This is a genomic window from Blautia sp. HA9023, from assembly GCF_056504095.1.
The window spans coordinates 926,441-951,718 of sequence record NZ_JBWLUR010000006.1; the positions used below are offsets into that span (position 1 = coordinate 926,441).

Annotated in this window: 18 protein-coding genes and 1 riboswitch; all 18 genes read left to right on the plus strand. The window is 44.2% G+C overall.

The genetic code is table 11. From position 1 onward, the window contains the following. Positions 1-30 precede the first annotated feature (30 nt). Positions 31-1,152, plus strand: coding sequence for an ISAs1 family transposase (locus AC04Q6_RS08325; protein WP_476389634.1), 1,122 nt, complete (start codon positions 31-33; stop codon positions 1,150-1,152). A 114-nt stretch (positions 1,153-1,266) separates the two neighbouring features. Beyond that, positions 1,267-1,773, plus strand: coding sequence for a shikimate kinase (locus tag AC04Q6_RS08330; protein ID WP_021975985.1), 507 nt, complete (start codon positions 1,267-1,269; stop codon positions 1,771-1,773). Positions 1,774-1,902: 129 nt separating this feature from the next. Continuing rightward, positions 1,903-3,195 (plus strand): UDP-N-acetylglucosamine 1-carboxyvinyltransferase, encoded by a 1,293-nt coding sequence (locus tag AC04Q6_RS08335; RefSeq protein ID WP_021975986.1) that lies wholly within the window; start codon positions 1,903-1,905, stop codon positions 3,193-3,195. Between the two features lie 774 nt (positions 3,196-3,969). Beyond that, positions 3,970-5,031 (plus strand): LuxR C-terminal-related transcriptional regulator, encoded by a 1,062-nt coding sequence (locus AC04Q6_RS08340; RefSeq protein WP_476389635.1) that lies wholly within the window; start codon positions 3,970-3,972, stop codon positions 5,029-5,031. Positions 5,032-5,394: 363 nt separating this feature from the next. Further along, positions 5,395-10,968 carry a SpaA isopeptide-forming pilin-related protein gene (locus tag AC04Q6_RS08345; protein WP_476389636.1) on the plus strand — a complete coding sequence of 1,858 codons (5,574 nt, stop codon included), beginning with the start codon at positions 5,395-5,397 and terminating at the stop codon, positions 10,966-10,968. Between the two features lie 68 nt (positions 10,969-11,036). After that, complete coding sequence (locus AC04Q6_RS08350) at positions 11,037-12,419, plus strand: SpaA isopeptide-forming pilin-related protein (protein WP_178745668.1); 1,383 nt, start codon at positions 11,037-11,039, stop codon at positions 12,417-12,419. 135 nt (positions 12,420-12,554) lie between these two features. After that, positions 12,555-13,415 carry a class C sortase gene (locus AC04Q6_RS08355; protein ID WP_242997018.1) on the plus strand — a complete coding sequence of 287 codons (861 nt, stop codon included), beginning with the start codon at positions 12,555-12,557 and terminating at the stop codon, positions 13,413-13,415. 3 nt (positions 13,416-13,418) lie between these two features. Next, entirely contained in the window at positions 13,419-14,327 is a 909-nt protein-coding gene (locus tag AC04Q6_RS08360; RefSeq protein ID WP_118063657.1) for a class C sortase, read from the plus strand. Then, positions 14,311-15,900: a pilin N-terminal domain-containing protein gene (locus AC04Q6_RS08365; protein ID WP_476389637.1), complete on the plus strand. Its 1,590-nt coding sequence runs from the start codon at positions 14,311-14,313 to the stop codon at positions 15,898-15,900. Before AC04Q6_RS08360 ends, AC04Q6_RS08365 begins: the two co-directional genes overlap by 17 nt. Positions 15,901-16,140: 240 nt before the next feature. Further along, a riboswitch (SAM riboswitch) is annotated at positions 16,141-16,242 on the plus strand. Between the two features lie 86 nt (positions 16,243-16,328). Continuing rightward, complete coding sequence (gene metK / locus AC04Q6_RS08370) at positions 16,329-17,516, plus strand: methionine adenosyltransferase (RefSeq protein ID WP_119248047.1); 1,188 nt, start codon at positions 16,329-16,331, stop codon at positions 17,514-17,516. Between the two features lie 166 nt (positions 17,517-17,682). Further along, complete coding sequence (locus tag AC04Q6_RS08375; RefSeq protein WP_021975786.1) at positions 17,683-18,840, plus strand: sensor histidine kinase; 1,158 nt, start codon at positions 17,683-17,685, stop codon at positions 18,838-18,840. Further along, a complete protein-coding gene (locus AC04Q6_RS08380) occupies positions 18,833-19,522 on the plus strand; it encodes a response regulator transcription factor (protein WP_021975785.1) in 690 nt (229 codons plus the stop codon). The genes AC04Q6_RS08375 and AC04Q6_RS08380 overlap by 8 nt, the downstream gene beginning before the upstream one ends. A 102-nt stretch (positions 19,523-19,624) precedes the next feature. Further along, positions 19,625-20,161, plus strand: coding sequence for a Uma2 family endonuclease (locus tag AC04Q6_RS08385; protein WP_118063649.1), 537 nt, complete (start codon positions 19,625-19,627; stop codon positions 20,159-20,161). A 68-nt stretch (positions 20,162-20,229) separates the two neighbouring features. Continuing rightward, positions 20,230-21,669, plus strand: coding sequence for an aminotransferase class I/II-fold pyridoxal phosphate-dependent enzyme (locus AC04Q6_RS08390; RefSeq protein WP_118170176.1), 1,440 nt, complete (start codon positions 20,230-20,232; stop codon positions 21,667-21,669). A gap of 147 nt (positions 21,670-21,816) precedes the next feature. Beyond that, positions 21,817-22,404: a guanylate kinase gene (locus AC04Q6_RS08395; protein ID WP_021975782.1), complete on the plus strand. Its 588-nt coding sequence runs from the start codon at positions 21,817-21,819 to the stop codon at positions 22,402-22,404. Between the two features lie 101 nt (positions 22,405-22,505). After that, positions 22,506-23,495, plus strand: coding sequence for a DNA polymerase III subunit delta' (gene holB / locus AC04Q6_RS08400; RefSeq protein WP_021975781.1), 990 nt, complete (start codon positions 22,506-22,508; stop codon positions 23,493-23,495). 1 nt (position 23,496) lies between these two features. Further along, positions 23,497-24,396, plus strand: a complete 900-nt coding sequence (locus AC04Q6_RS08405; RefSeq protein ID WP_021975780.1) for a PSP1 domain-containing protein — start codon at positions 23,497-23,499, stop codon at positions 24,394-24,396. Beyond that, a complete protein-coding gene (locus tag AC04Q6_RS08410) occupies positions 24,386-25,126 on the plus strand; it encodes a tRNA1(Val) (adenine(37)-N6)-methyltransferase (protein ID WP_118063643.1) in 741 nt (246 codons plus the stop codon). The genes AC04Q6_RS08405 and AC04Q6_RS08410 overlap by 11 nt, the downstream gene beginning before the upstream one ends. The last annotated feature ends 152 nt before the right edge of the window (positions 25,127-25,278 follow it).

Here is a 25,278-nt window from a genome sequence, read left to right on the forward strand (position 1 = left end):
AGTAAAATAAAAGAAAAAGGGGTGTTATTTATGCAGGAATTATTAGAGTGGATGGAATACATTGAAGATACTCGTCAGCAGACAAAGGTTCGTCATACGTTGAAGGATATTCTTGTCATTGTGTTGTTTGCAACTCTTGCGAATGCGGATGACTGGGTTGAGATGGCATTGTTTGCAGAAAGCTATCAGGATTATCTTCGAAAGTATATTGAACTAAAAAACGGAATCCCCTCTCATGATACGATCCGGCGTGTCATGGGGATGATATCGCCCGAAATTCTGCAGCAGCTCTATGGAAAATGGCAGGAGCGGCTGGATAAAAATGATGGAGAACTGTTGAAGAAGATCATCTGCATAGATGGAAAAACGATGTGTTCGAATAAACGTGGAGAAGAAAAAGCAAGTCACATTGTTTCTGCATGGAGTAAGGAAGATGGATTTTGTCTGGGACAGAAAGCAGTCAAAGAAAAAAGCAATGAAATAACAGCGATTCCAGAGCTGTTGGAAAAAATCCAGATAAAGGGTCAGATCATTACGATTGATGCAATGGGAACGCAGACAGCGATCGCAGGAAAAATCAGGCAGAAACGAGCGGATTATGTTCTGGCATTGAAGAAAAATCAATACACAATGTACGAAGATGTAAAAGAATACTTTTCGAACGAGGAGTTTCAAAAAGAAATGCGCGAAAAGGGGGCATATAAGAAGACCTGTGAGAAAGCCCATGGGCAAATTGAGATCCGAGAGTATTATCAGACGGAAGATATCCGGTGGCTGAGCCAAAAGAAGAATTGGAAAGGCCTGAGAAGCATTGTAATGGAGAAGAAACGAATAGAAAAAGCAGGAAAGATAACGTATGAATATCGATATTTTATAAGCAGTTTAAAAACGGATATCAACGAAGTCAGCCGAGCGGTGCGAGGTCATTGGAGTATAGAAAGTATGCATTGGCATTTGGATGTAACGTTTCGGGAGGATGCAAATACGACAATCGATAAAATGGCGGCACAAAATTTGAACATTATAAGAAAATGGAGCCTGAGTATTTTGAAACCAGCAGAACTATCAAGACATAAGTTGTCAATGAGAAAGAAAAGGTTCGTAGTAAGTTTGCGTCCAATTAAGTATTTAGAAGAGCTTTTAGAAGCTTAAAAAGTAGAAAAAAATAGAATTTGCAGTTGCTAACCATTCATGCGTTTGTCGTGCACGGCACAGGAACGATTGTTGAGATTTTGTTACAGCTATGTTAAAATGAAAGGACACAGTATGAATAATATTACACTGATAGGGATGCCTGGTGCGGGAAAAAGCAGCATCGGTGTTGTACTTGCGAAAGTGCTTGGTTACCAGTTTATTGACTCAGACCTGCTGATCCAGAAAGAAGAAAAGAGAACTTTAAGTGAGATCATTGAGCAGGATGGAATTGACGGATTCAAGGCGGTGGAGAATCGTGTGAATGCGTCTATCCAGGTTGAGAATACGGTCATTGCCACAGGTGGCAGTGTCGTGTATTGTGATGAGGCAATGCAGCATCTGAAATCAGAAGGAGTTGTGGTATATCTGAAGATTTCTCTGAAGCTGCTGTCCAAGCGTCTTGGCAATCTGAAAGACCGTGGAGTTGTTCTGAAAGAAGGGCAGACACTGGAGAGTCTTTATGAGGAACGGACAGTGCTGTATGAGAAATATGCGGATATTATTGTAGACGAAGAAGACAAAGATCTGGAGGGAAGCCTTCAGATCGTGCTTGATGCACTGAAACGGGGAGAGAAATAGTTTACAAATCCGAAATATGTGTTATAATATACAACTGACCTAAAAAACGGTGTTGCGGAACGTATGTTTCCGTCGTAAATTCAGAGAAAGTTTCTTGCTCATAGAGGAGTAAAATAATAGAGGTGTGTTATGGAACAGTATGTGATTAAAGGCGGCAATCCTCTGGTTGGAGAAGTGGATATTGCAGGTGCGAAGAATGCTGCTCTTGCAATATTATCAGCAGCCATTATGACTGATGAAACAATATTAATCGAGAATCTGCCAGATGTAAGGGACATCAATGTTCTGCTTGAGGCTATTTCAGAGATAGGTGCTCAGGTTGAGCGTGTCGATAAATCTACTGTAAAGATCAACGGTTCTACCATCGGCAATCTCAGTGTTGATTATGAATATATCAAGAAGATCCGTGCTTCTTATTATCTTCTTGGTGCTTTGCTTGGCAAGTACAAGCATGCGGAAGTTCCGCTTCCTGGCGGATGCAATATCGGCAGTAGACCGATCGATCAGCATCTGAAGGGATTCCGTGCTCTTGGTGCGGAGGTTGATATCCGTCATGGTGCTATTGTTGCCAAGGCTGAGAATCTTCATGGCAGCCACATTTTCCTGGATGTGGTTTCTGTTGGTGCTACGATTAATATTATGATGGCTGCTTCTATGGCAGCCGGCCGTACCATTATTGAGAATGCTGCAAGGGAGCCTCATGTTGTTGACGTGGCCAATTTCCTGAACAGTATGGGTGCGAATATTAAGGGTGCTGGTACGGATGTGATCCGTATCCGTGGTGTTGAGAAGCTTCACCGTACAGAGTATTCTATTATTCCGGATCAGATTGAGGCAGGTACTTTTATGTTTGCTGCTGCGGCTACGGGTGGTGATGTTACGGTCCGTAATGTTATTCCGAAGCATCTGGAGGCTACGACTGCCAAGCTTGAGGAGATCGGCTGTGAGGTTGAGGAGTTTGATGATGCGGTTCGTGTTCGTGCGCCGCATAAACTTCATCGTACTCATGTAAAGACTTTGCCTTATCCTGGTTATCCGACGGATATGCAGCCGCAGATCGCGGTTACTCTGGCTTTGGCTGAGGGTACGAGTATTGTTACGGAGAGTATTTTTGAGAACCGGTTTAAGTATGCGGATGAGCTTTCCCGTATGGGTGCCAACATTAAGGTGGAGGGGAACTCTGCTATTATTGATGGTGTGAAGAAGCTTACGGGTGCGCGTGTGAGTGCGCCGGATCTTCGTGCGGGTGCTGCGCTTGTTATTGCGGGGCTTGCTGCAGAGGGTGTTACGGTTGTCGATGATATTGTTTATATTCAGCGTGGGTATGAGAATTTTGAGGAGAAGCTCAGGAGTCTTGGTGCTGAGATCGAGAGGGTTTCCAGTGAGAAGGAGATTCAGAAGTTTCGGCTGCGTGTTGGATGATGACTGATAACGATTGATGATAATTGGATATTTGAGTTTTGGGAGAGTTCCTGGGTGTTTGGGCCTGGGGGCTCTTTTTTGTGTGGGGGAGGGAGGGACGAATGGAGGGACGAACGGACAGTCTGCCAGCGGGGCGGCTGCATGGTCGTGCCTGGTGCGGTCGTTTCGCCGGGTCATACTAGGCGTCTGAGTCTTCTGCCGTGCAGGGCACCCCATAACTCGCCATGTACGCTGATGCGTACCTGGCTCAGACAGATGGGGCTTACTCTGCGGCTTGTGGCCGCAGAGTACCTTCCCGTCAGAAGCCTCAGGCGCCAAGTATGACCAGCGGCTTACTCCGACGCACCGGGTCCCGACCATGCAGCCGCCCCGCTGGCAGACTGTCCGTTCTGTTTTTTGGGGGTGTGAGGGAGTGGTGGTTTGCCGGGAGGTGGTGTGGCATCGGCGCTGCGCTGGATGTGGGTGGGGTGAGTTTTTTTTGGGGGGTGTCGTGAGGGGATTGGGGATAGAGGCTGTTTTGGATAGGGTGTGGTGTTTTTGTGTAATATTTAAATTTATTTTTGGAGTATTTTGGATTATAATTATAGAAAAAGATGGTTGGCCTGATTGGTTGCCTGATTGACTGATTGACTGGTTGATTGATATCCGGAGTTTTGGTGACTGTTTTGTGGGACTTGAGAGATGAGCTTCGGATGTGTGCTGATGTGGCTTGAGAGATGGGCTTCGGATGTGTGTTGATGAGGGGTGTGTGATGGGCTTCGGAGGTTTGTTGGTTTGGTTTTGAGGGTGGTCTTTTTTTGGAGGGCTGCCTGGGTTTTGGAGGGAGTGGGTTGTATGTGTGATTATGTGGTTTTGCCGCTTTTGAATTCGTCTTTTGAGCCTGGGAGGGCTCGGGAGGTTGTTGAGGGGTTTGTGGATGTGGATTTGAGGAATATTGCGCGGGCTGAGCTTTTTTATTTTACGGGGCAGGCGGAGGAGTGTTGTGAGATCACGAGGGGGTATCTGTCCAGCAGGGTTATTGAGCTGAAGCTTTCGGCGTGTATTTTGTATGGGTATTCTAATCTGTCGCTGGGGAATGTGGCGGCGGCTAAGCGGGGGATGGAGGGGATCCAGTCCTGTGTGAAGATTGCTATGAAGAAGAAGGTTCCTAAGGATGTTTATGCGTCCTGTCTTCTGGCGGGGTATGTGGGGGCGGTTTTGCTTCATTTGCCTACGGATGGGATGCCTGCTTTTGGGGAGTACAGCAGGATGCTTCCTGAGGGGCTGAGGCTTTTTGCCACGTATGTGATGGCGCACCATACTTATCTTAACGGGGAGATATGGAGTGCTTATGGGATGGGGAAGGCTGCTTTGTTTATGGCGGAGAGGTCGTATCCGATCAGTATGACGTATATTCACTGTATGATGGCGGTGTGTGCGATCAACCGAAAGCATAAGCAGGAGGCGCAGGAGGAGATGCTCCGGAGCTGGGAGCTGGCGAAGATGGATGGGTTTCTGGAGCCTTTTATTGAGCATCATGGGCTTTTGCGGGGGCTGATCGAGGCATGTATCCGGAACCGGGATCCGGAGGCGTATCAGCGGATCACGAAAGGGGTGCTTTCTTTCAGCAGGGGCTGGATGGCGCTTCATAATCCGGAAAACCGGAGAAAGGTTACAGGGGAGCTGTCGACGATGGAGTTTTCTATTGCCATGCTGGCAAGTGGGGGATGGACCAATAAGGAGATCGGAGAGCATCTGGGGATTTCCATTAATACTGTTAAGCATTACCTTACGGATATCTTTTGCAAGCTGAATGTCAAGAAGCGGGATGAGCTGAAGAAATTCATGTTAAAATAGTGACAGAGGCACTTTTTTTTGAAAAAACGTGCCTTACAAAACAACTGGTAGTGTTGTATAATAAATACCACAAATAGTCAGATTTTATTGGGAAATCAGACGAAAAGAACCAGTGAACGAGTAAGTTAAGAAGGAGGAGTTGAAGACTGATTCTCGATAGCATCTGATAATGTCAATATCCTTACCAAAAATGCCTGGTATATTGATATTACAATCACATAAGGGTAAAATATTGAAAAGGTGTAACCTGTTTACTCACCGGCTAAAAACATGAAGCTTTTTTAAGAGAAAGGAATATAAACAGAAGTAAAGTAATAAGAAATACAGTACACGTTAATGCACACATAGGAAAGCGGGAAAGGTATGAAAAAATTAAGGAATAATAAGATCAGAAAACTCCTGGCATTTATGGTGGCTTTGGCGTTGATGGTATCCTGTATGCCGAGTGCATATACGATCTCCGCGAGTGAGGCGTTCGGAGATGGAACGGAGGATATATTTACAGATGGCGAAATTACATCTGAACCAGCGGCCGAAGAATCGACACCGGATGTAAGCAGCGCTGACCAGGAGGAAACGGAACAGGCGCAGCAATCGACGCTTACATATGAAAATGATTCTGTTAAAGTAACAGCAGAGGCACTGGAGGACGGAGCTCTTCCGCAGAATACAGCATTGAAGGCTGACAGCGTAAACGAGAATTCATCCGTATCTTATGATACAGTTTCTCAGAAGCTTTCAGCAGCAACTACAGACAAGGGCAGCAGCCTGAGAGGTTTTTTTGCGTATGATGTGTATTTTGCTGATGGCGACGGAAACAGAGTCGAGCCGAACGGCAGAGTCAGAGTAACTTTTGAGTACAAGACACCGGCAGCACCGGAGCTTACCGATGCAGCCAGCACGAGTGTAACCGTTGAGAAGCTTCATTATAACAACAGTACCGGTGATACTGATGTTAACACCTTACAGGCCAACGAGGATCTGAAGGTTCTGAATGTCAACGAGGGCAAACAGATCCAGACACTTCAGGTTGAGACTGGCAACGCAGCTGTTTTTGCCGTTATGTGGGATTCTCCTGAGACACCGGCAGCAGAGAATCCGGAGGTAACTCCTGAGGCAGAGCCTTCTGAGGAGCCGGCGGAGAATCCGGATGCTGAACCTACCGAAGCGCCGGCAGAGAATCCGGATGTGGTGGAAGAACCGGCAGAGGATATTGCGAGCCCGGATGAGGTTCCGGCAGCAGATGAGAATGGTGAGACAAGCCTGATCGAGGTTCTGGGAGACGATACGAATCTTCGTGTCAGCCCATCTATCGAGGCAGAGGTTCTGGCAACTGTAAACGCAGGAACACAGCTCACACTTCTGGATACCGTAACAGCAGAGGACGGAGCAACCTGGTACAAGGTTTCCTGGGAAGGAACCGAGGCTTACATAAGAAGTGATATGGCACAGGTTGTTGACAGCAGTGATGAGGCAGAAGAGCCTGAGGATGTTCAGGAAGAAGAAATTCAGCCTGAGATCACCAGATATGATTACAAGAGTGACGAAGTCAATGTCAAGGTTACTCTTACCAATCCGGCAGACCTTCCGGACAACGCAGAGCTTTCCGTAACACCGGTAGAGCTCAGCCAGAAAGCCGAAGACCAGATCACCGAAGAAGCGATCAAAGAAAAGAAAGCCATCGAGAAGATCCACGCCTACGATATCAAATTCCTGGTAGACGGCGAAGAGATTCAGCCAGGTGCTTCAGTGAAGGTATCTGTATCTCTGAATGATGAGAGGAAGATCAAGGATGCAGACGTATACCATGTAGACGCAGAAGACAACGTTGAGAACATGGACGGAAGCGTTGATAAGAATGGTAATGTTGAGTTTGAAACTACGCATTTTTCTACGTATGTAATTGTGCAGAGAGGCGGAGAAAATGTTAAAGTAATAATTCGGCATCTGGATAATACGACTAGTAAGGAGATTTATTCAGCTGATGAGAGAACAATCTTAGTTGGCGGAAAGATAAATGATTATACCAAGGCAAAGAACTGGGAGGTTTCAAAAGTAAAAGTAAACGATGCTGAAGTTGATAAGGACAAAAAGATTGAAGTTGCACAGGATAGTACGATAGAAGTGTATTATACACCAAAGCATAATGATAACTTCCAGGGACCGACATCTTTCTATGATTATACAGTTAAGGCTGGTGAAGGTTACGACGAGAATACTGGAAAGTGGACACAGTATTCATTTAATATGTTAGGAGATGCTGCAAAGGGTGATAATGGTAATCAGAAAATAACATCAGGTAAAATGGATCACAATTATGATTCTTATAAATATAATTTTACAGTTGATTCTGGTTATGATGAACACGAAAACAAAATTGAAGCCGAAGTAAATAATTATAAGGAAAATGTCAAAAGGATAGGAGGATTATTAAAAGAGGTAGAGGACAATGGAAAGGGAGCAGTAAAATTCAATTACCCCGAGCCAGGATTTTTTGTAGATCAAGATGCAACTGCCACGATTAATAATAATGAAACTTATTTAAGAAGAGTCATTAAGGATTACAAACTAGTTTTTGATCAGAACGGAGATTCTTATAAACTTACAAAAGTAATTGATAAGAATGGAGATCAGCGTGCAACAGCAGGAAGTAATTTCTTCCCATTGGACGGAGTACCCAGAAGTGAAAAGAGTGATGATGGTAATCACAATTACTTTTTTGGAATGAGATATGATGTAACTTTTAAAATTGGAGATTACGTAGGTCCATTAAATTATACCTTTACAGGTGATGATGATTTATGGGTTGTTTTGGATGGAAAAAAAATTGTAATCGATTTAGGTGGAATTCATCAGGCAGCTAAAAAGGAAGTAAATCTATGGGATTATGTTAAACATAAGGATGAAAACGAGCATACCCTGACTATTCTGTATATGGAACGAGGTGCGTATGAATCAAACTGCCAGATGGAATTTACCCTTCCTTCCGCGCGTATTTCTGAAGTTACGAATGTACCTACAACAGATCTTGTATTAAAAAAAGTAAATAAAAGCCAGGATGCGTTAAGTGGTGCTCGATTTACTCTTGTAAATTCAGAAACCAATGAATCACAGACTGCTACATCCGTAGATGAAACAGGACTTGTTAATTTTACAAGATTAAGACCTGGAACATATACATTAACAGAGGATATTGCACCTGAGGGCTATGAAGCATCAAATGAATCTTGGATTGTAAAGGTTACGTTATCTGAGGATAATAAAGCAGTGGCAACTCTTTATAAAGCAGATGGCAAGACAAAGATAGAAAAAAATACAGATTCGTTGTATCATATTATGAATTACACACAGGAGGAGATTATTAAAGCCAGTATGGATTACAGTAAGACTGCAACTGTAAACGACTGGGATAAGAGAACTTATGACATCAATATTACGGCAGCATCTACAAGTACAAGTACAATAACCACTACTGAAAAAGCAGTAGCGGATATTATGTTGGTATTGGATGTATCTGGTTCTATGGATAAAACAACTGTTTCATATAGTTATGTTGCAGAAAATACAACTGATGGTAGAGCTGGATTAAATACAGGCACACTTTACTATGTGAAAAAAGATGAATCCTATGTGAAATTGCAATATTATAATAACTACTACGGGAGAACGGGTTGGTATATTGGTGATGATCGGTGGCCGCAAACTAAAGCAGATGATTCAACTTATAATGGATGCAAAATATATCTGAAAAAAACAGAAAAGAAACTTACAGCATTACAAAATGCGGTAAAACAGTTTATAACAGATACAGCGAATAAATCACCAGATAGTAAAATTGGTATTACAGCATTTAGTAGTGCTGGATATGGTAGCCATGGAAAAACTGAAGATTTACAGAAAGCGGGAGATAATAAAGAAAACCTGACAAGGTTTGTAGATTCTTTAGTAGCAAATGGAGGAACAGATCCATATGTAGGTCTTAAAAATGCAAAAAGTAAATTGGATGCAGCTACAATGAGCGGGGATACAAAACCTAAGTATGTATTATTGTTTACTGATGGTGAACCAACAGGATCTGGTAATAGTTGGGACACTACTGCGCAGCAGAATGCAGAAAACATTACAAATGGTACTGAAAGTATAAAAGGTATAAAGCAAGAAGGATATACTGTATATACAATTGGGTTTGGACTTCGAGATAAAGCAAAGGCATTTCTTGAAGGTGGAACATATGGCAGGACTACTTATCCAGGAATTGCATCTAAAAACTGTGCATTTAATGCTGAAAATGCAACGCAGCTGGGAGACATATTCAAAGATATTCAGAATACGATCACTCAGGACATTTCCATTACAGGAGCAACAATCACAGATATTATTGATCCGAGGTTTGAACTTCTGAAAGATGATGGAACGTTATATACACAGGATGACTTGAATAATGGTGTTGAAGTAAATGGTGGTACGGTATCTCTGGTAAAAGAAAATTATCAGATCCAGTGGACAGATCAGACAATACCAAACAAGAAAAATGGCGAATGGAACAAAACAATTAAAGTAAAAGCCAAAGACAATTTCGTTGGTGGAAACAATGTCACAACCAACGTATCTCCGGGATCCAAGATTTCTACAGGATATGGTGATGTTGAGTTGCCACAGCCGACAGTTAATGTTAAAGTTAACTTAGTAGTCAAGGACAAAGACGTTTGGATTTACAAAGGTGATACAGTACCGACAGATGAGACAATTCTGAATCAGTTGTTTAATGAGTCAGAAACATCTTATTCAAAAGGTACAATAAGTGCCGCCGATGCGAAAGATCATATTACTCTGCAGTGGAAAGATGGAACTCAAACCAATATCAGTAAAGAGAATATGGCAACAACACCGGATGATGATACAGAGTATTATCTGGAAGTAACTTATGATTCAAAGACGACATCAACGGATGAGAGTAAAACGAACACCACCACAAGTGATGGGGAACAGCATGTCGTAGGAGCTGCTGAGAAGGCTTATAATCCAGATAATAGCAACAATCCATATGGTATTTATAAGATTCATGTCATCAAAGGTCAGATTCAGATCACAAAGAATGTAACGGAAACATCTGACACAGATAGAACATTTACATTTAATGTGAATGCGAAGAATGGTCAGAATGTTTCAGACAGCCAGGTAAATGTAATAGTTCCGGCTGGTGAAACAAGCGGAACAGTTACGCTGCCGGATCTTCCAAGAGGAGAGTATACGGTAACAGAAGACAATGCAGATGGATATTTCATTCAGGCATTCGATATTGTTACAGGTGATGGCCAGACAGATTGTGAAAACGTTAAATCAGATGCAGATAAATCACTTAAGTTTACACTTGGTAATGATGTAAAAAAAGCAAATGTTATTACAACAGATTACACGTATACATCTGGTGGTGTAAAAGGTGTTGCATCTTACACAAACGAAGCAGTAATCAGTCTGGATCTGAAGAAAACAGATACAGATAATCATTCTTTAACAGGTGCTAAATTCAAATTAGAGATGAAAGATGGTGACATCTGGAAATCTCTTGAGAATGACATAGAAGTAAAGAATGATACTTCAGAGATTGAACTGAATAATCTGAAGGCAGGTATCTACAAGCTGACAGAGACAACTGCTCCGAAAGGATATTCATTATTAGGCAGCAGTATCTGCTTCAAAGTTGCAACAGGAAGTGTAACACTTGTTGACGAAAATGGCGATCCGGCACAGAAAAGTAATATGTGGTCACTGGAGAATAAAGTTTTAACAATCAAAAATGCTAAACTTTATTCCTTACCAGAATCCGGTGGACCGGGAATCTATGGATTTACGATCAGTGGTGTAGCGATTCTTGCAACTGCACTCCTGCTGTTTATAAATAATAAACGAAGGGAGGAAGAAGCAAAGAGATCGTAACACATTAATTGTAAATGGCCGATGAAGGGCGAAAAAGAAAAATGCAGAGAAAGAAAGGAGCAAACCTTATGAAAAATTTATTTAAAAAGATTGGTGCATTATTAGTGGCAGCGATTATGGTGCTGGCAATGGCATCTACCGCGTTCGCGGATGGACCTACTGCAACAATTACAGTGAATAATGCCGACAATGCAACTTTAACTTATGCACAGGTTATTAAAGCAGATCAGACAACGAGAACAGGTTGGGCTTTTGTAAATGATGATGTGAAAAATGCATATATTGAGGCATATGGAGTGGCTGCTGATGATGCACAGGCAGCAATTGAGGCATTAATTGCAAATACGGATGCTGAGAAATTAGGAAAAGCTCAGGCATTAGCAGCAGGAAAAGTTACTTTTGTAGAGATGAGTAATCCACAGACAGTCAGTGAAGCAGGTGTGTACTTAGTAAAGGCAACAGAAGTAGGATATACCTATAATATTATGTCAGCATATGTTGGATTTGGTGAAGTTCCGAATTTAACAAATGCAATTGTAAACGCAAAGAAAACACCTATTCAGGTAAACAAGAAAGTTCTTGATACTGACAATGTAACAAAAACAGGAGATGTCCTTACTTACACAGTAAGCACAAATGTACCATACATCAATCCTACAGATAAAGATAAATCTTTCTGGGCATATGATAAACTGACAGGTGCTGAATATGTAAATACAGACCAGGCAACAATCACATTAAATGGAGAGGATGTAACAGAGTCTTATCCAATTAGCTTTGATAGCGTAAATAATAAATTCAGCGTTGATTTAAGTGCCATGATTAATGATGCAAACAGCCATGCTGGAGAACAGGTAGTAATTACTTATCAGGTAAAAGTTACATCAGAAAATGACACCATCACCAATACAGCAACAGCCGGACATGAAAATGGTAATGAGTATGGAAGCAAAGAAAGTAAAACTTATGAAGGTAACATCACATTAACAAAATATGGTGAGAACAATGTTACACTTGCAAACGCAGGATTTGAAGTAAGAAAAGATGGTGCAGCAGATGCATTAACATTTGTAAAACTTTCTAATGGCGCATATAAATATGTTCCAGCTGATACTGAAGGTGCTGTGACAGAAGTTGTAACAGATGCAAATGGTAAGGTTAAAGTACAGGGACTTGATGTTGGAACATATAAATTTAAAGAGGTTACAGCACCACAGGGATATTCTGTAAATACAACTGACGTTAGTGCAACACTGGAAGTTGCTGAGGATGATAATGGAATTGCAAGTGACGTTCTTACACAGACAACTAGTATGAATGATACCAAGCTTGGATCTCTTCCATCCACAGGTGGAATGGGAACATACCTCTTCACTATCATCGGTGTTGTAGTTATGGCTGGTGCTGCTGGCGCATTCTTCATGAGCCGCAGAAGAGGATCTGAGGAGTAATCCTTCACAGATCGATTGGTCGAGTTTTTTCAAAATATTTATAAACAACAGAACCAAAGTAATCATTAAGTAAATCAGTTACCGCCCGGCCTCTTCGGAGGCCGGGACTGGTAATACAACAGTATGGAGAAACCTATGAGAAAGAATAAAAAGAAAAATTATATTGGACTTGGGTTGCTGTTTCTGATAGGATTGTCCATACTGCTGTATCCGATGGTCAGCGATGTCTGGAATAAGCACAGGGATAATCTTCTGATCAGTAAATATAGCAGCAGTGTTTCTTCGAATAATAATTCGGAGGAACTTGACAGCATGTGGAAGGCAGCAGAGGAATATAACGAGCAGATCAAACAGGAAAGCGTGCCGGATGCTTTTTCTGTGAGGGATGGAGAGACAGACAGTACATATGAGTCACTTCTGAATCTGAATGGTGATGGAATGATGGGATATATAGAGATCCCTGTGATCGATGTAAAGATCCCGATCTATCATTACACAACAGATGAAACACTGGAGAAGGGCGCGGGACATTTGTTTGGCAGCAGTCTTCCAGTTGGCGGTGAAAGTACACATGCGATTCTTTCCGCACACAGGGGACTTCCCAGTGCAAAGCTGTTTACAGATCTGAATCTTGTTGAAAAGGGAGATGTTTTTTACCTGCATATTCTGGATAAGACGCTTGCTTATGAGGTGGATCAGATCCAGACGGTTCTTCCGGAGGAGACCGATTCGCTGGCAATCACAGAAGGTAAGGATTATGTGACACTTGTTACGTGTACACCATATGCGGTAAACACGCACAGAATCCTTGTAAGAGGACACAGAACAACTGTAAAAGCTGCGAAAGAAGCGCAGAAGACAGAGAAGAAAGCTACCGGAGTTTCCAATCCGACACTTCCGATGCTGATCCTTTGTGTTGTGATCGGTTTTGCGATCGCAGGTGTGCTGGTAGCAGTTGTCAATTTTGTTCAGAACAAAAAACGACGCAGGAAATAATTTATGGCTAAAAAGAAAAAAAAGAAAAAGAGCAATGTCGTCCTGAATGCTTTTATTGCAGTAGCTTTTTTGGCAGGGGCAGGAATTTTTCTTTATCCTACGATCAGTGATATGTGGAACCAGTACAGAAACGCGCAGCTGATCAGTGATTATGATCAGGCAGTCACAGGACTTTCTGATGATAATTATGAGAAGCTTTGGAAAGAAGCAGAAGAGTACAATGCGGAGCATACGGTAAATGCGATTGTAGATGCTTTTGACGATGAGGAGGATTATGAACCGACCCATCCTTATGATGAGGTTCTGGATCCAAATGGCGATGGATTGATGGGAAGTATTGAGATTCCGAAGATCCAGGCGAAGCTGGCAATCTATCACGGACTGAGTAAAAACGTTCTGGAAAAAGGTGTGGGCCATGTGGAGGGCACCAGTCTTCCGATTGGAGGCGAGAGCACACATGCCGTGCTGGCGGCACACCGTGGACTTCCTAATGCAAAGCTTTTTACAGATCTTGACCAGATGGAGATCGGAGATATTTTTATCCTGCACATTCTGGGAAAGAATCTGGCATATAAAGTAGATCAGATCAAAACGGTTCTTCCGGAAGAGACCAGCGAGCTGGATATCGTGGAGGGCGAGGATCTGGTGACTCTTGTAACCTGTACTCCTTACGGAGTAAATACACACAGACTTCTTGTGCGGGGAAGCCGTACAGAGTATGTGGAGGAAGAAGAAAGTAATGAGACAATTCCGCAGAAGCTTGCAAAAACAGATCCGAAGAAGGTTCTGGCTGCGGGAGGCATCGTGCTTGTTATCTTGATACTGCTGGTTTATTTGATCGTCCGCCGCAGTGGAAAGAAGCGGGTATCAGGAGAAAAAGAGGAGGCGGAAAAAAGTGGAAAAGAGAACTAAGCGGAAAAATTTTTTAAGCAGCTTTCTGGCAATTCTGGTAATGGCTGTGATGCTGATCGGCAGTATGGCGCAGGCAGTTTTTGCAGATGATTATGTAGCCGGGAAAACCGGAAATATCAATCTGACGATCCAGGAGACCGGAGAGGACGGAACCGTGAAACCGATTCCTAACGTGAATCTGACCCTTTATAAAGTGGGAAGTGTGACGTTTGACAGGAATGTGCATTTTGTGGTTGACAGCGCACTGCAGTTTACGGGAATTGATTTTGAAAATCTGAAAACAGCAGATGAGTGGTATAAAACAGCAGATACGCTTTCCGCGGCAGTGAAGAAGGCCGGACTTAGCGGAAGCGAGATGCAGTCAGACGCAAACGGAAAGATCGTCTACAGCAATATGGCTGAGGGCGTATATCTGATCGTACAGAGCAACCCGGATGACCCGAATGTATCGGTTTCTCCGATGGTCCTGACCGTTCCTTTTGTGGAAGAGGGTACGGGCTGGACTTATGATGTGCAGGCTTATCCCAAGGCTGTAACCCGTGACGGTGATAAGGAAACAAAGATCCAGGTTACAAAACGACTGTACTATATTAATCAGGATACTTTCGATGTTATCGAAATGGAAGCAGATGATGCAACCTATAAAGTTGGTCTTTTCCTGGATGATAAGGGAACAATCCCGTTCAGAAGTGACTACATGAAAGATATCCGCCTTGTAAAAGCAAGCAGCGGAACGGCTACCTGGGCAAATGTACCAGATGGAAAATATTATGTATTTGAGCTGGACGAGAATGGCGATCCGATGACTATTAATGATTCGATCATTATAGATGAAGGAAAGTCCTATTACTATGATGTAACTGATTCCAATGAAAATGCGACCAATGAGGCAGAGATCAGCCAGAATGGTTCTACAGAATCGGTATCATATGTAAATAACTATTATTCTTTCATTCCGACTGGATTTGCGTTGAAAGGACATATTACGATCAATAAGAAGGTTCTTGTTGACGGACAGGAGACAACGGTACCGGATACTTTCTATGCAGCTGTATTTGAGACAGGAGCAGATGACTCTCTGAATCTTGTTGAGGGTACGATCAGAGAACTGAATCAGAACGGTTCTGTCGATATAGAGGTTTCTTTCCCGGAGAATACAGAACCTGAGTCAGTTACCTATACAGTTATGGAGACTGATAAGGATGGAAATCCGGTTGATCATGATTCTTTCGCATATGAGATCGACGGTGAAGGTGATATCATTCTGAACGAAAGTGAGAGTTATGAAAACTCCATGGATATCACTAACAGTAAGAATACAACACCGGAGCCGACGGTAACGAATACACCGGTACCGAGCGGACAGCCAACAGTAACACCTTCTGAGAGAACAAGTACACCAGTACCTGGAGGTTCTACATCAACCAATAATGATGGAGGCGGAACAACAGGACGTACTTCTGTAAAGACCGGCGATAATACACCGATCGGTGTATGGGTTGGCATCCTTGCAGCAGCGATCGTAGTTGGCGGTGCAGCAGGTTTTGCAGTAAAAAGAAAAAAGAAAAAATAATAAAATGAATCATTGTAAAGAATGATCATCAGAAAGGCCAGACAGAGATGTCTGGTCTTTCGCTGGATATGGAGAACCGTTTTACGAATATTTTTACTGTAACGGCGGATGAGAGATAAACAACAGGGAATGGGAATATTGTCTTTTTTTTATCAAAAGAGAGTTTTACATAAAAAATTTCTTGACATTTGGTAAGGAGAAGTATATTGTATGTGTTGCAGTAATTTCATAAAAGATAGCCTTTTATTCAGAGTGGTGGAGATACAAAGGATCTGAGAAGCCACGGCAACCCCGGAATATTCTGGAAGGTGCCAACCTGAGCGAGCAATCGAACAATAAGAGGATTGTTTACAGAACTTAAACAGTCCGGATTGTACGGGCTGTTTTTTATGTCTATGACCGTTGTTTTATTACAAAAGGAGAAGAACATGGAGAAAATTTTATTTACATCTGAATCTGTAACTGAAGGACATCCTGACAAGGTTTGCGACTCTATTTCCGATGCCATCCTTGACGCTATGATGGAGCAGGACCCAATGAGCCGTGTTGCATGCGAGACTGCTACTACTACAGGTCTTGTACTTGTTATGGGTGAGATCACAACCAAGGCTAACGTTGATATCCAGAAGATCGTTCGTGATACGATCCGTGAGATTGGATATGACAATGCTGATTATGGTTTTGACGCAGATACCTGCGCAGTTATCACAGCTCTTGACAAACAGTCCACAGATATCGCTATGGGTGTTGACAAGGCGCTTGAGCAGAAAGAGGATAACATGAACGAGGATGAGTTGGATTCCATCGGTGCCGGTGACCAGGGCCTTCAGTTTGGTTATGCTTCCAACGAGACTGAGGAGTATATGCCATATGCGATCAACATGGCACATAAGCTTGCACAGCAGCTGACAAAAGTTCGTAAAGACGGTACTCTGAAATACTTAAGACCGGATGGTAAGACACAGGTTACTGTTGAGTATGATGAGGCTGGAAAGCCGAAGAGAATCGATGCGGTTGTATGCTCTACACAGCATGATCCGGATGTGACTCAGGAGCAGATCCATGAGGACATTAAGAAATATGTTTTTGATGCGATCATCCCGGCTGATATGGTTGACGCGGATACCAAATATTTCATCAACCCGACAGGCCGTTTTGTTATCGGCGGACCTCACGGTGACAGTGGTCTGACAGGACGTAAGATCATCGTTGATACTTACGGTGGAACAGGCCGTCACGGCGGCGGTGCTTTCTCCGGTAAGGACTGCACAAAGGTTGACCGTTCCGCAGCTTATGCAGCTCGTTATGTTGCTAAGAACATCGTTGCAGCAGGTCTGGCTGACAAGTGTGAGATTCAGCTTTCTTACGCAATCGGTGTTGCACATCCGACATCTGTCAGTGTGAATACTTTCGGAACTGGTAAGCTTTCTGAGACCAAGCTTGTTGAGATCGTTCGTGAGAATTTTGACCTTCGTCCGGCTGGTATCATCAAGATGCTTGATCTTCGCCGTCCGATCTACAAACAGACTGCTGCTTATGGTCACTTTGGCCGTACAGATGTTGACCTTCCATGGGAGCATCTGGACAAGGTTGAGACTCTGAAGAAATATCTGTAAGAGATAATAATAGTTCCAAAAGAACAAAGATTGAAGCCCCCGGTATTCGCACTACCGGGGGCTTTTTTATAGAAAATTTAGAGATGGGTAATATAGTTTATGTTATAATACGTGTGTAAATGTGGATTGCAAATATCCGCTTGATTAATAAAGGACGGAGATATAGATGAAGTTAAAAACACGTATTATTGTGGGCTTTATCGCAGTGATCCTGCTGCCGCTGCTTCTTTTTTCAGCAAGTCTTTACGGTTTCAGCCGGACTCAGGTGAAACATGTACAGGAGAGCAGCAGTCAGGCTGCTGATTCCAATGAGATGGTCTATGATATTTCTCTGGCGCAGTCTTCCAGCAGTCAGGTGAAGCTGATGGCCAAGGATATGATTCTGACGGCAACGATCATTCTTGTTTTTACAGCGCTGTCTGTGGGTCTCTGGATCTACAGGAGTATTGCGGTTCCGCTGGTGAAGCTTCGTAAGGCAACCCAGAACATCAAAGAGGGTAATCTGGATTTTGTGCTGGAGGTTGAGGGGAAGGATGAATTTTCCCAGCTTTGCCAGGATTTTGAGGAGATGCGTAAACGGCTGAAGGAGTCCACGGAAGAGAAGATCCTGATGGATAAGGAGAACAAGGAACTGATCAGTAATATTTCCCATGACCTGAAGACACCGATCACTGCGGTGAAGGGTTATGTGGAGGGGATTATGGATGGTGTGGCAGATACACCGGAGAAGATGAACCGGTATGTGCGTACTATTTATAATAAGACCAATGAGATGGATCACCTGATCAATGAGCTGACGTTTTATTCCAAGATCGATACCAACCGTATTCCGTATACGTTCAGCAAGCTGAATGTGGAGGATTATTTTTCGGACTGTGCGGAGGAACTTGGACTTGAGATGGAAACCAAGGGAATTGAGCTTGTGTATGCCAATTATGTGGAGAAAGATGTCCAGGTGATCGCAGATGGAGAGCAGATCCGCCGTGTGATCCATAATATTGTGAGCAATGCCATTAAATATATGGAGAAGCCCAAGGGGATCATCCAGCTTCGTGTGAAGGATGTGGGTGATTTTATCCAGGTGGAGATCGAGGATAATGGTAAAGGAATTGCCGCCAAGGATCTGCCGTATATTTTTGACCGTTTTTACCGTACCGATGTTTCCAGAAATTCTTCCAAAGGAGGAAGCGGTATCGGACTTTCCATCGTAAAGAAGATCATGGAGGATCATGGAGGAAAGGTCTGGGCTACAAGCAGGCTGGGAATTGGAACGATCATGTATTTTGTTCTCAGAAAATATCAGGAGGTACCGATTAATGAGTAGAATTTTGATCATAGAGGATGAGGAAGCGATTGCGGATCTTGAGAAGGATTATCTGGAGCTTTCGGGGTTTGAAGTGGAGATCGAGAACCGTGGTGATACAGGTCTTGTACGTGCCATGAAGGAGGATTTTGATCTGATCATTCTGGATCTGATGCTTCCGGAGGTGGACGGTTTCGATATTTGCCGACAGGTCCGTGAGGAGAAAAATACGCCGATCATCATGGTTTCCGCGAAGAAGGATGACATCGATAAGATCCGTGGACTTGGACTTGGTGCAGACGATTATATGACCAAGCCGTTCAGCCCAAGTGAGCTGGTTGCCCGTGTGAAGGCTCATATGGAGCGTTATAACCGTCTGGTTGGTTCCAATGTGCATAAGAATGATGTGATCGAGATCCGTGGCATTAAGATTGATAAGACAGCCAGACGTGTATGGGTCAATGGCGAGGAGACGACATTTACTACCAAGGAGTTTGATCTTCTGACTTTCCTGGCGGAGAATCCAAACAGGGTATTTACGAAGGAAGAGCTTTTCCGGGAAATCTGGGATATGGAGTCTGTGGGTGATATCGCCACGGTTACGGTTCATATCAAGAAGATCCGTGAGAAGATCGAGTTTAATACGGCCAAGCCTCAGTATATTGAGACAATCTGGGGTGTGGGATACCGGTTTAAGGTGTGAGTGTATCGGGAAATCTTCAGATGGAGCTGCTGTATGCGCGTATGAATGCAGAGCGAAATAAAGGTGTACATTTTACCAGGTGTTTTTGAGAGGAGTGGAAATATGCCGCTGTTGAAAGAAAAAGTTTATACGATAGAGGATATTTATGCTCTGCCGGAGGGCGAAAGAGCGGAACTGATCGATGGACAAATTTATTATATGTCGCCACCGAATACGAGACATCAGAGGATCTCGAGCATTTTGTCCAGAAAAATAGGCAACTATATAGATGACAATAAAGGGAAATGTGAAGTATTTGCTGCACCGTTTGCAGTGTATCTGGATGAGAAAACAAATACTTACGTGGAACCGGATGTTTCCGTTATCTGTGATTCTGATAAACTGGATGACAGAGGTTGTAAAGGAGCTCCGGACTGGATCATTGAGATCGTTTCTCCTTCAAGCAGGCGTATGGACTACTACACGAAGCTGTTTAAATACAGGACTGCCGGTGTGAGAGAATACTGGATCGTGGATCCGACGAAGAATCAGATAATGGTATATGATTTTGAGAATGAAGATACGGAACAGTATACATTTCAGGATTCGGTTAAGGTTGGAATTTATGAGGATCTGAGGATTGACTTTACTGAGATGTGATAAAACAGAGGGGAATATCGTTTTGATGATAGCCCCTCTTTATTATTATCTGGACGAAAGGGAGAATTATGGAAGACAGATTATATAAAAAACTGGAGGCATACGGCAGAAGTGATTTTTACCCATTTCATATGCCCGGGCATAAGAGAAATCCACTGGCTGTGGATGGAGATTTTCCGGTAGAGAGGGATATTACGGAAATCAACGGGTTCGATAACCTGCATCATGCAGAGGATATTCTGAAAAGGGCCCAGGAGGATGTTGCACGGCTTTATGGTGTGCCGGAGAGTTTTTACAGTATTAACGGAAGTTCCGGGGCGATTCTGGCGGCGGTGTCTGCGGCTGTAGATAAGGGTGGTCAGATCCTGGTGGCAAGGAATTGCCATAAGGCGGTTTACCATGCAATTTATCTGCGGGAGCTGAGTGCCACGTATATTTATCCACATGAGGATCCGAAATTGGGGATAAACGGAGGGATTTCACCCGGCCGCGTGGAAATGTATCTGGCGGAAAATCCGGAGATCCAGGCGGTGCTGATCACTTCGCCGACTTATGACGGGATCGTGTCGGATGTGGCTAGGATCGCGGAGATCGCGCATCACTATGGTGTGCCGCTGATCGTGGATGAGGCTCACGGGGCGCATTTTCGGTTTTCGGAGTATTTTCCGGTGTCTGCGGCGCAGCTTGGTGCGGATGTGGTGATCAACAGTGTGCATAAGACGCTGCCCTGTCTGACCCAGACGGGGGTGATCCACCTGTGCAGTGATCGTGTGAGCCGGGAAAAACTGAAGCGTTTTCTGGGAATCTATCAGAGCAGCAGTCCTTCTTATATTCTTATGAGCAGCATTGATGCGTGCATGGATAAGCTGGAGCGTGAGGGGGATGAGATGTTCCGTGTGTTTACGGAGAATCTGGAAAAAGCACGCAGGCGTCTTTCCGGGTGTAAGTATATCCGGCTGGTAACGCCGCAGGCCTGTGAGTGCCAGAGAGTTTTTGATTTTGACAGATCTAAGATATTGCTTTCTACTGTGAACAGTTCGCTGAACGGCCGGGAGCTGCATCAGATCCTCCGGAGGGAGTTTCATCTGGAAATGGAGATGGAGGCGGAGAATTATGTGCTGGCGCTGGCGGCTGTGGGTGATACGGCGGAGGGCTTTGAGCGGCTTTGTGATGCTATTGAAGAGATCGACCGCCGTGAATCGTTAAAATACAGAGAAGAGGCTGTGGCGAAGGAGCCTTTGAAAAACGGAAAAATGAAGCAGGTCATGCGGATCTCCCAGGCTATGGATGCGGAGAGTGAGCGGTGTCCGCTGGATGAGTGTATCGGACGGACATCTGTGGAGTTTGCGTATCTTTATCCGCCGGGGATCCCGCTGATCGTTCCGGGGGAACAGATTTCTGGACATTTCGTAAAAAATGTGAGAAGATACCTGGAACAGGGCTTTGAGGTACAGGGCCTGAGTGACCAGACAAGTGAGACTGTGTGCGTTGTGAAGAATGAAACATGAGATGTATGACAGTGATAACTGACAGTGAAAATTCTGTGTATTGCTGATCTGTGGGAAGGCAGCAAACGGATTGTCCGCTTTGGCTATGGGATATATTGGATTGGGCTGAAGTGTGAGCAGTAATGCGCGGAAAGCAGAGGAGACAGAGTGGGAAAGATTTTTTACATTATGGGAAAAAGTTCTTCCGGTAAGGATAGTATTTACAGGCAGCTGGAGGCGGACCAGGAGCTGGGACTGAGGCGGCTTGTGATCTATACCACCCGGCCGATCCGTGATGGAGAAGAGAACGGAAGAGAATATTTTTTTGTGGATGAAAATAAACTGAAGGAGTTCCGGAGAAACGGGAAGCTGATCGAGGCCAGGACTTATCAGACGGTTTATGGTCCGTGGACATATTTTACAGCGGATGACGGGCAGGTTTCCGTGGGAAATGACAGCTATCTGGGAATCGGTACGCTGGAGTCTTTTGTGAAACTTCGGGAGTATTATGGGGATGATGTGATGCGTCCTGTTTATATAGAAGTGGAGGACGGGGAGCGTCTGGAGCGTGCCCTTGCCCGTGAGAGAACTCAGGAAGTGCCGAAGTATGAGGAGATGTGCAGGCGTTTTCTGGCGGACCAGAATGATTTTTCAGAAGAAAATATTCTGAAAGCTGGTATATGGAAGCGCTTTCAGAATCATAATCTGGATGAATGTGTGAAGGAAATTGGAAATTATATAAAATCTGTACAATAGGGAAAAATAGTTTTTTTTATACAGAAGATTATGTTATAATTAGATGAAAGATGTCCGCCGGGTATGACGGAGGACACAAAAGGCAGAAAGAGGTGATTCTTATGGCAGGATTTCATGACATCATCGGTCATGACGATATAATCAGGCATTTGAAGAATGCGATAGAGACAGGGAAGGTGTCCCACTCTTATATTTTTACGGGAGAACCGGGCTCCGGCAAGAAACTTCTTGCGGGGACTTTTGCGGCAGCACTGCAGTGTGAATCAGGAGAATCTGAACCGTGTATGACCTGTGATTCCTGTAAGAAGGTGATCGGCAAGAATCATCCGGATATTATCACAGTGACACATGAGAAACCTGGCAGTATCAGTATTGATGAGGTGCGTGAGCAGGTTGTCCATGATGTGGATATCAAGCCGTACTGCAGTCCGTATAAGATCTATATCATTCCGGATGCGGAGATGATGACAGTACAGGCGCAGAATGCCCTTTTGAAAACAATCGAGGAGCCGCCGGAATATGCGGTAATCTTGTTGCTGACCAGCAATATCGACAGCCTTCTTCCTACCATCCGTTCCAGGTGCGTGCGTCTGGATCTGAAAGTAGTGGATGATGGTCTTGTGAAAAAATATCTGATGGAGCATCTTCAGGTGCCGGATTATCAGGCTGAGATCGATGCGTCCTATGCACAGGGCAGCATTGGCAAGGCGAAGGAGGCCGCTACTTCCCAGGAGTTTGCGGATATGACGGCCAATGCACTGAAGATTTTGAAATATGCCAATTCCATGGAAGTTTATGAGCTGACAGAGGCAATTAAGACTCTGACTGCTGATAAGAATAATATCAATGATTACCTGGATATTTTTCAGTTCTGGTTCCGCGATGTTCTGATGTTTAAGGCAACAAGGGAAATTGACAACCTGGTTTTTAAACAGGAGATTAATTTTATCAGAGAGCAGGCCAGCGAGCGTTCTTATGAGAATATCGAAAAGATCCTTGAAGCACTGGAGAAGACCAAGGTGCGTCTCCGTGCCAATGTTAATCTCGAACTTGCCCTGGAGCTCCTGTTCCTGACAATTAGGGAGAAATAGAATGGAAATGGTAGTTGGAGTTAGATTTCGTAACGTTGGTAAGATTTATTATTTTAATCCGAAGAACTATAAGGTGAAGGTCGGCGATCATGTGATCGTGGAGACTGCCCGTGGTGTGGAGTATGGCCGTGTTGTTCTGGAGCCGCGCAGTGTGAAGGAGGACGAGGTGGTGCATCCGCTGAAGGAAGTTCTCCGTGTTGCGACAAAAGAGGACGAGGAGCATGAGGCTGAGAACCGTCTGAAGGAGAAAGAGGCTTTTAAGATCTGCAAGAAGAAGATCCGTGAACATGGGCTTGAGATGAAGCTGATCGATGCGGAGTATACGTTTGATAATAACAAGGTGCTGTTTTATTTTACAGCGGACGGGCGGATTGATTTCCGTCAGCTTGTTAAGGATCTGGCGTCTGTGTTTAAGACAAGGATTGAGCTTCGTCAGATCGGTGTCCGTGATGAGACGAAGATCCTTGGTGGTATTGGTATCTGTGGAAGGACGCTTTGCTGCCATACGTATCTTTCCGAATTTGCACCGGTTTCCATTAAGATGGCGAAAGAGCAGAATCTTTCTCTGAACCAGACGAAGATTTCAGGTGTTTGTGGACGTCTGATGTGCTGTCTTAAGAATGAGCAGGAAACTTATGAGGAGCTGAACCGGAATCTTCCGGGAATTGGTGATATAGTGACTACACCGCAGGGTATTACCGGTACAGTTCAGAGTGTGAATGTTCTCCGTCAGATGGTTAAGATTGTTGTGGATGTTAACGATGAGAAGGAGATCCAGGAGTTTCCGGTTCGTGATCTGAAGTTCCGCCCCAAGAAGAAAAAAGGTAAGGGTGGTGCAGGTTCTGCTGACCACGATGAGAAAGAGGCTAAAAAGGGAGATTCAAAACCGAATGAGAAGTGATCTTGTTAAATGTGGTGAGCGTGTGGATGATCTTCAGAATGGGTTGTTTGTGATCCAGGATCCGAAGAAGTTCTGTTTCGGGATGGATGCGGTTCTGTTGTCTGGTTTTGCCCGGGTGAAGAAGGGTGAGGTTGCACTGGATATGGGGACTGGCACGGGAATTATTCCGATTTTGCTTTCTGACCGTACGGATGGGGAGCATTTTACGGGTCTGGAGATTCAGCATGAGTGTGCGGAGATGGCTGACCGTAGTGTGAGGTTTAATGGCCTTGAGGACAGGGTTCGGATCGTTGAGGGTGATATCAAGGAGGCTGCCGGGATTTTTGGGGCGGCTTCTTTTGATGTGGTGACGTGTAATCCGCCGTATATGATCGGACAGCATGGGTTAACGAATCCGCATGTTCCCAAGGCGATTGCAAGGCATGAGATTCTTTGTACTTTTGATGATGTGGCCTGTCAGGCTGCCCGGGTTCTGAAGGACCGGGGGAGGTTTTTTCTGGTGCACAGGCCTTTCAGACTGGTGGAGCTGATGGCGACTTTGACGAAGTATAAGCTAGAGCCTAAGAGGATGCAGCTGGTGTATCCTTTTATTGATAAGGAGCCGAATATGGTGTTGATCGAGGCCTGTAAGGGCGGGAATTCCAGGATCCAGGTTGAACGGCCGCTGGTGGTTTATGAGAGGCCTGGGGTTTATACTGAGGATATTTTGGAGTTGTATCGGATGGTGTGAATGTTGTGATGTTGTGGCTTAGGGTGGCTGCCTGGTTGGTTGTTTGGTTGTGAGAGATTGGGGTGGCTGCTCGGGAGGTTTTGGGCCATCGGCGCTGCGCTGGATGGCTGGGAGGTGATGGTGGCTGTGGAACTTCGGTTGGTGAAGGGACG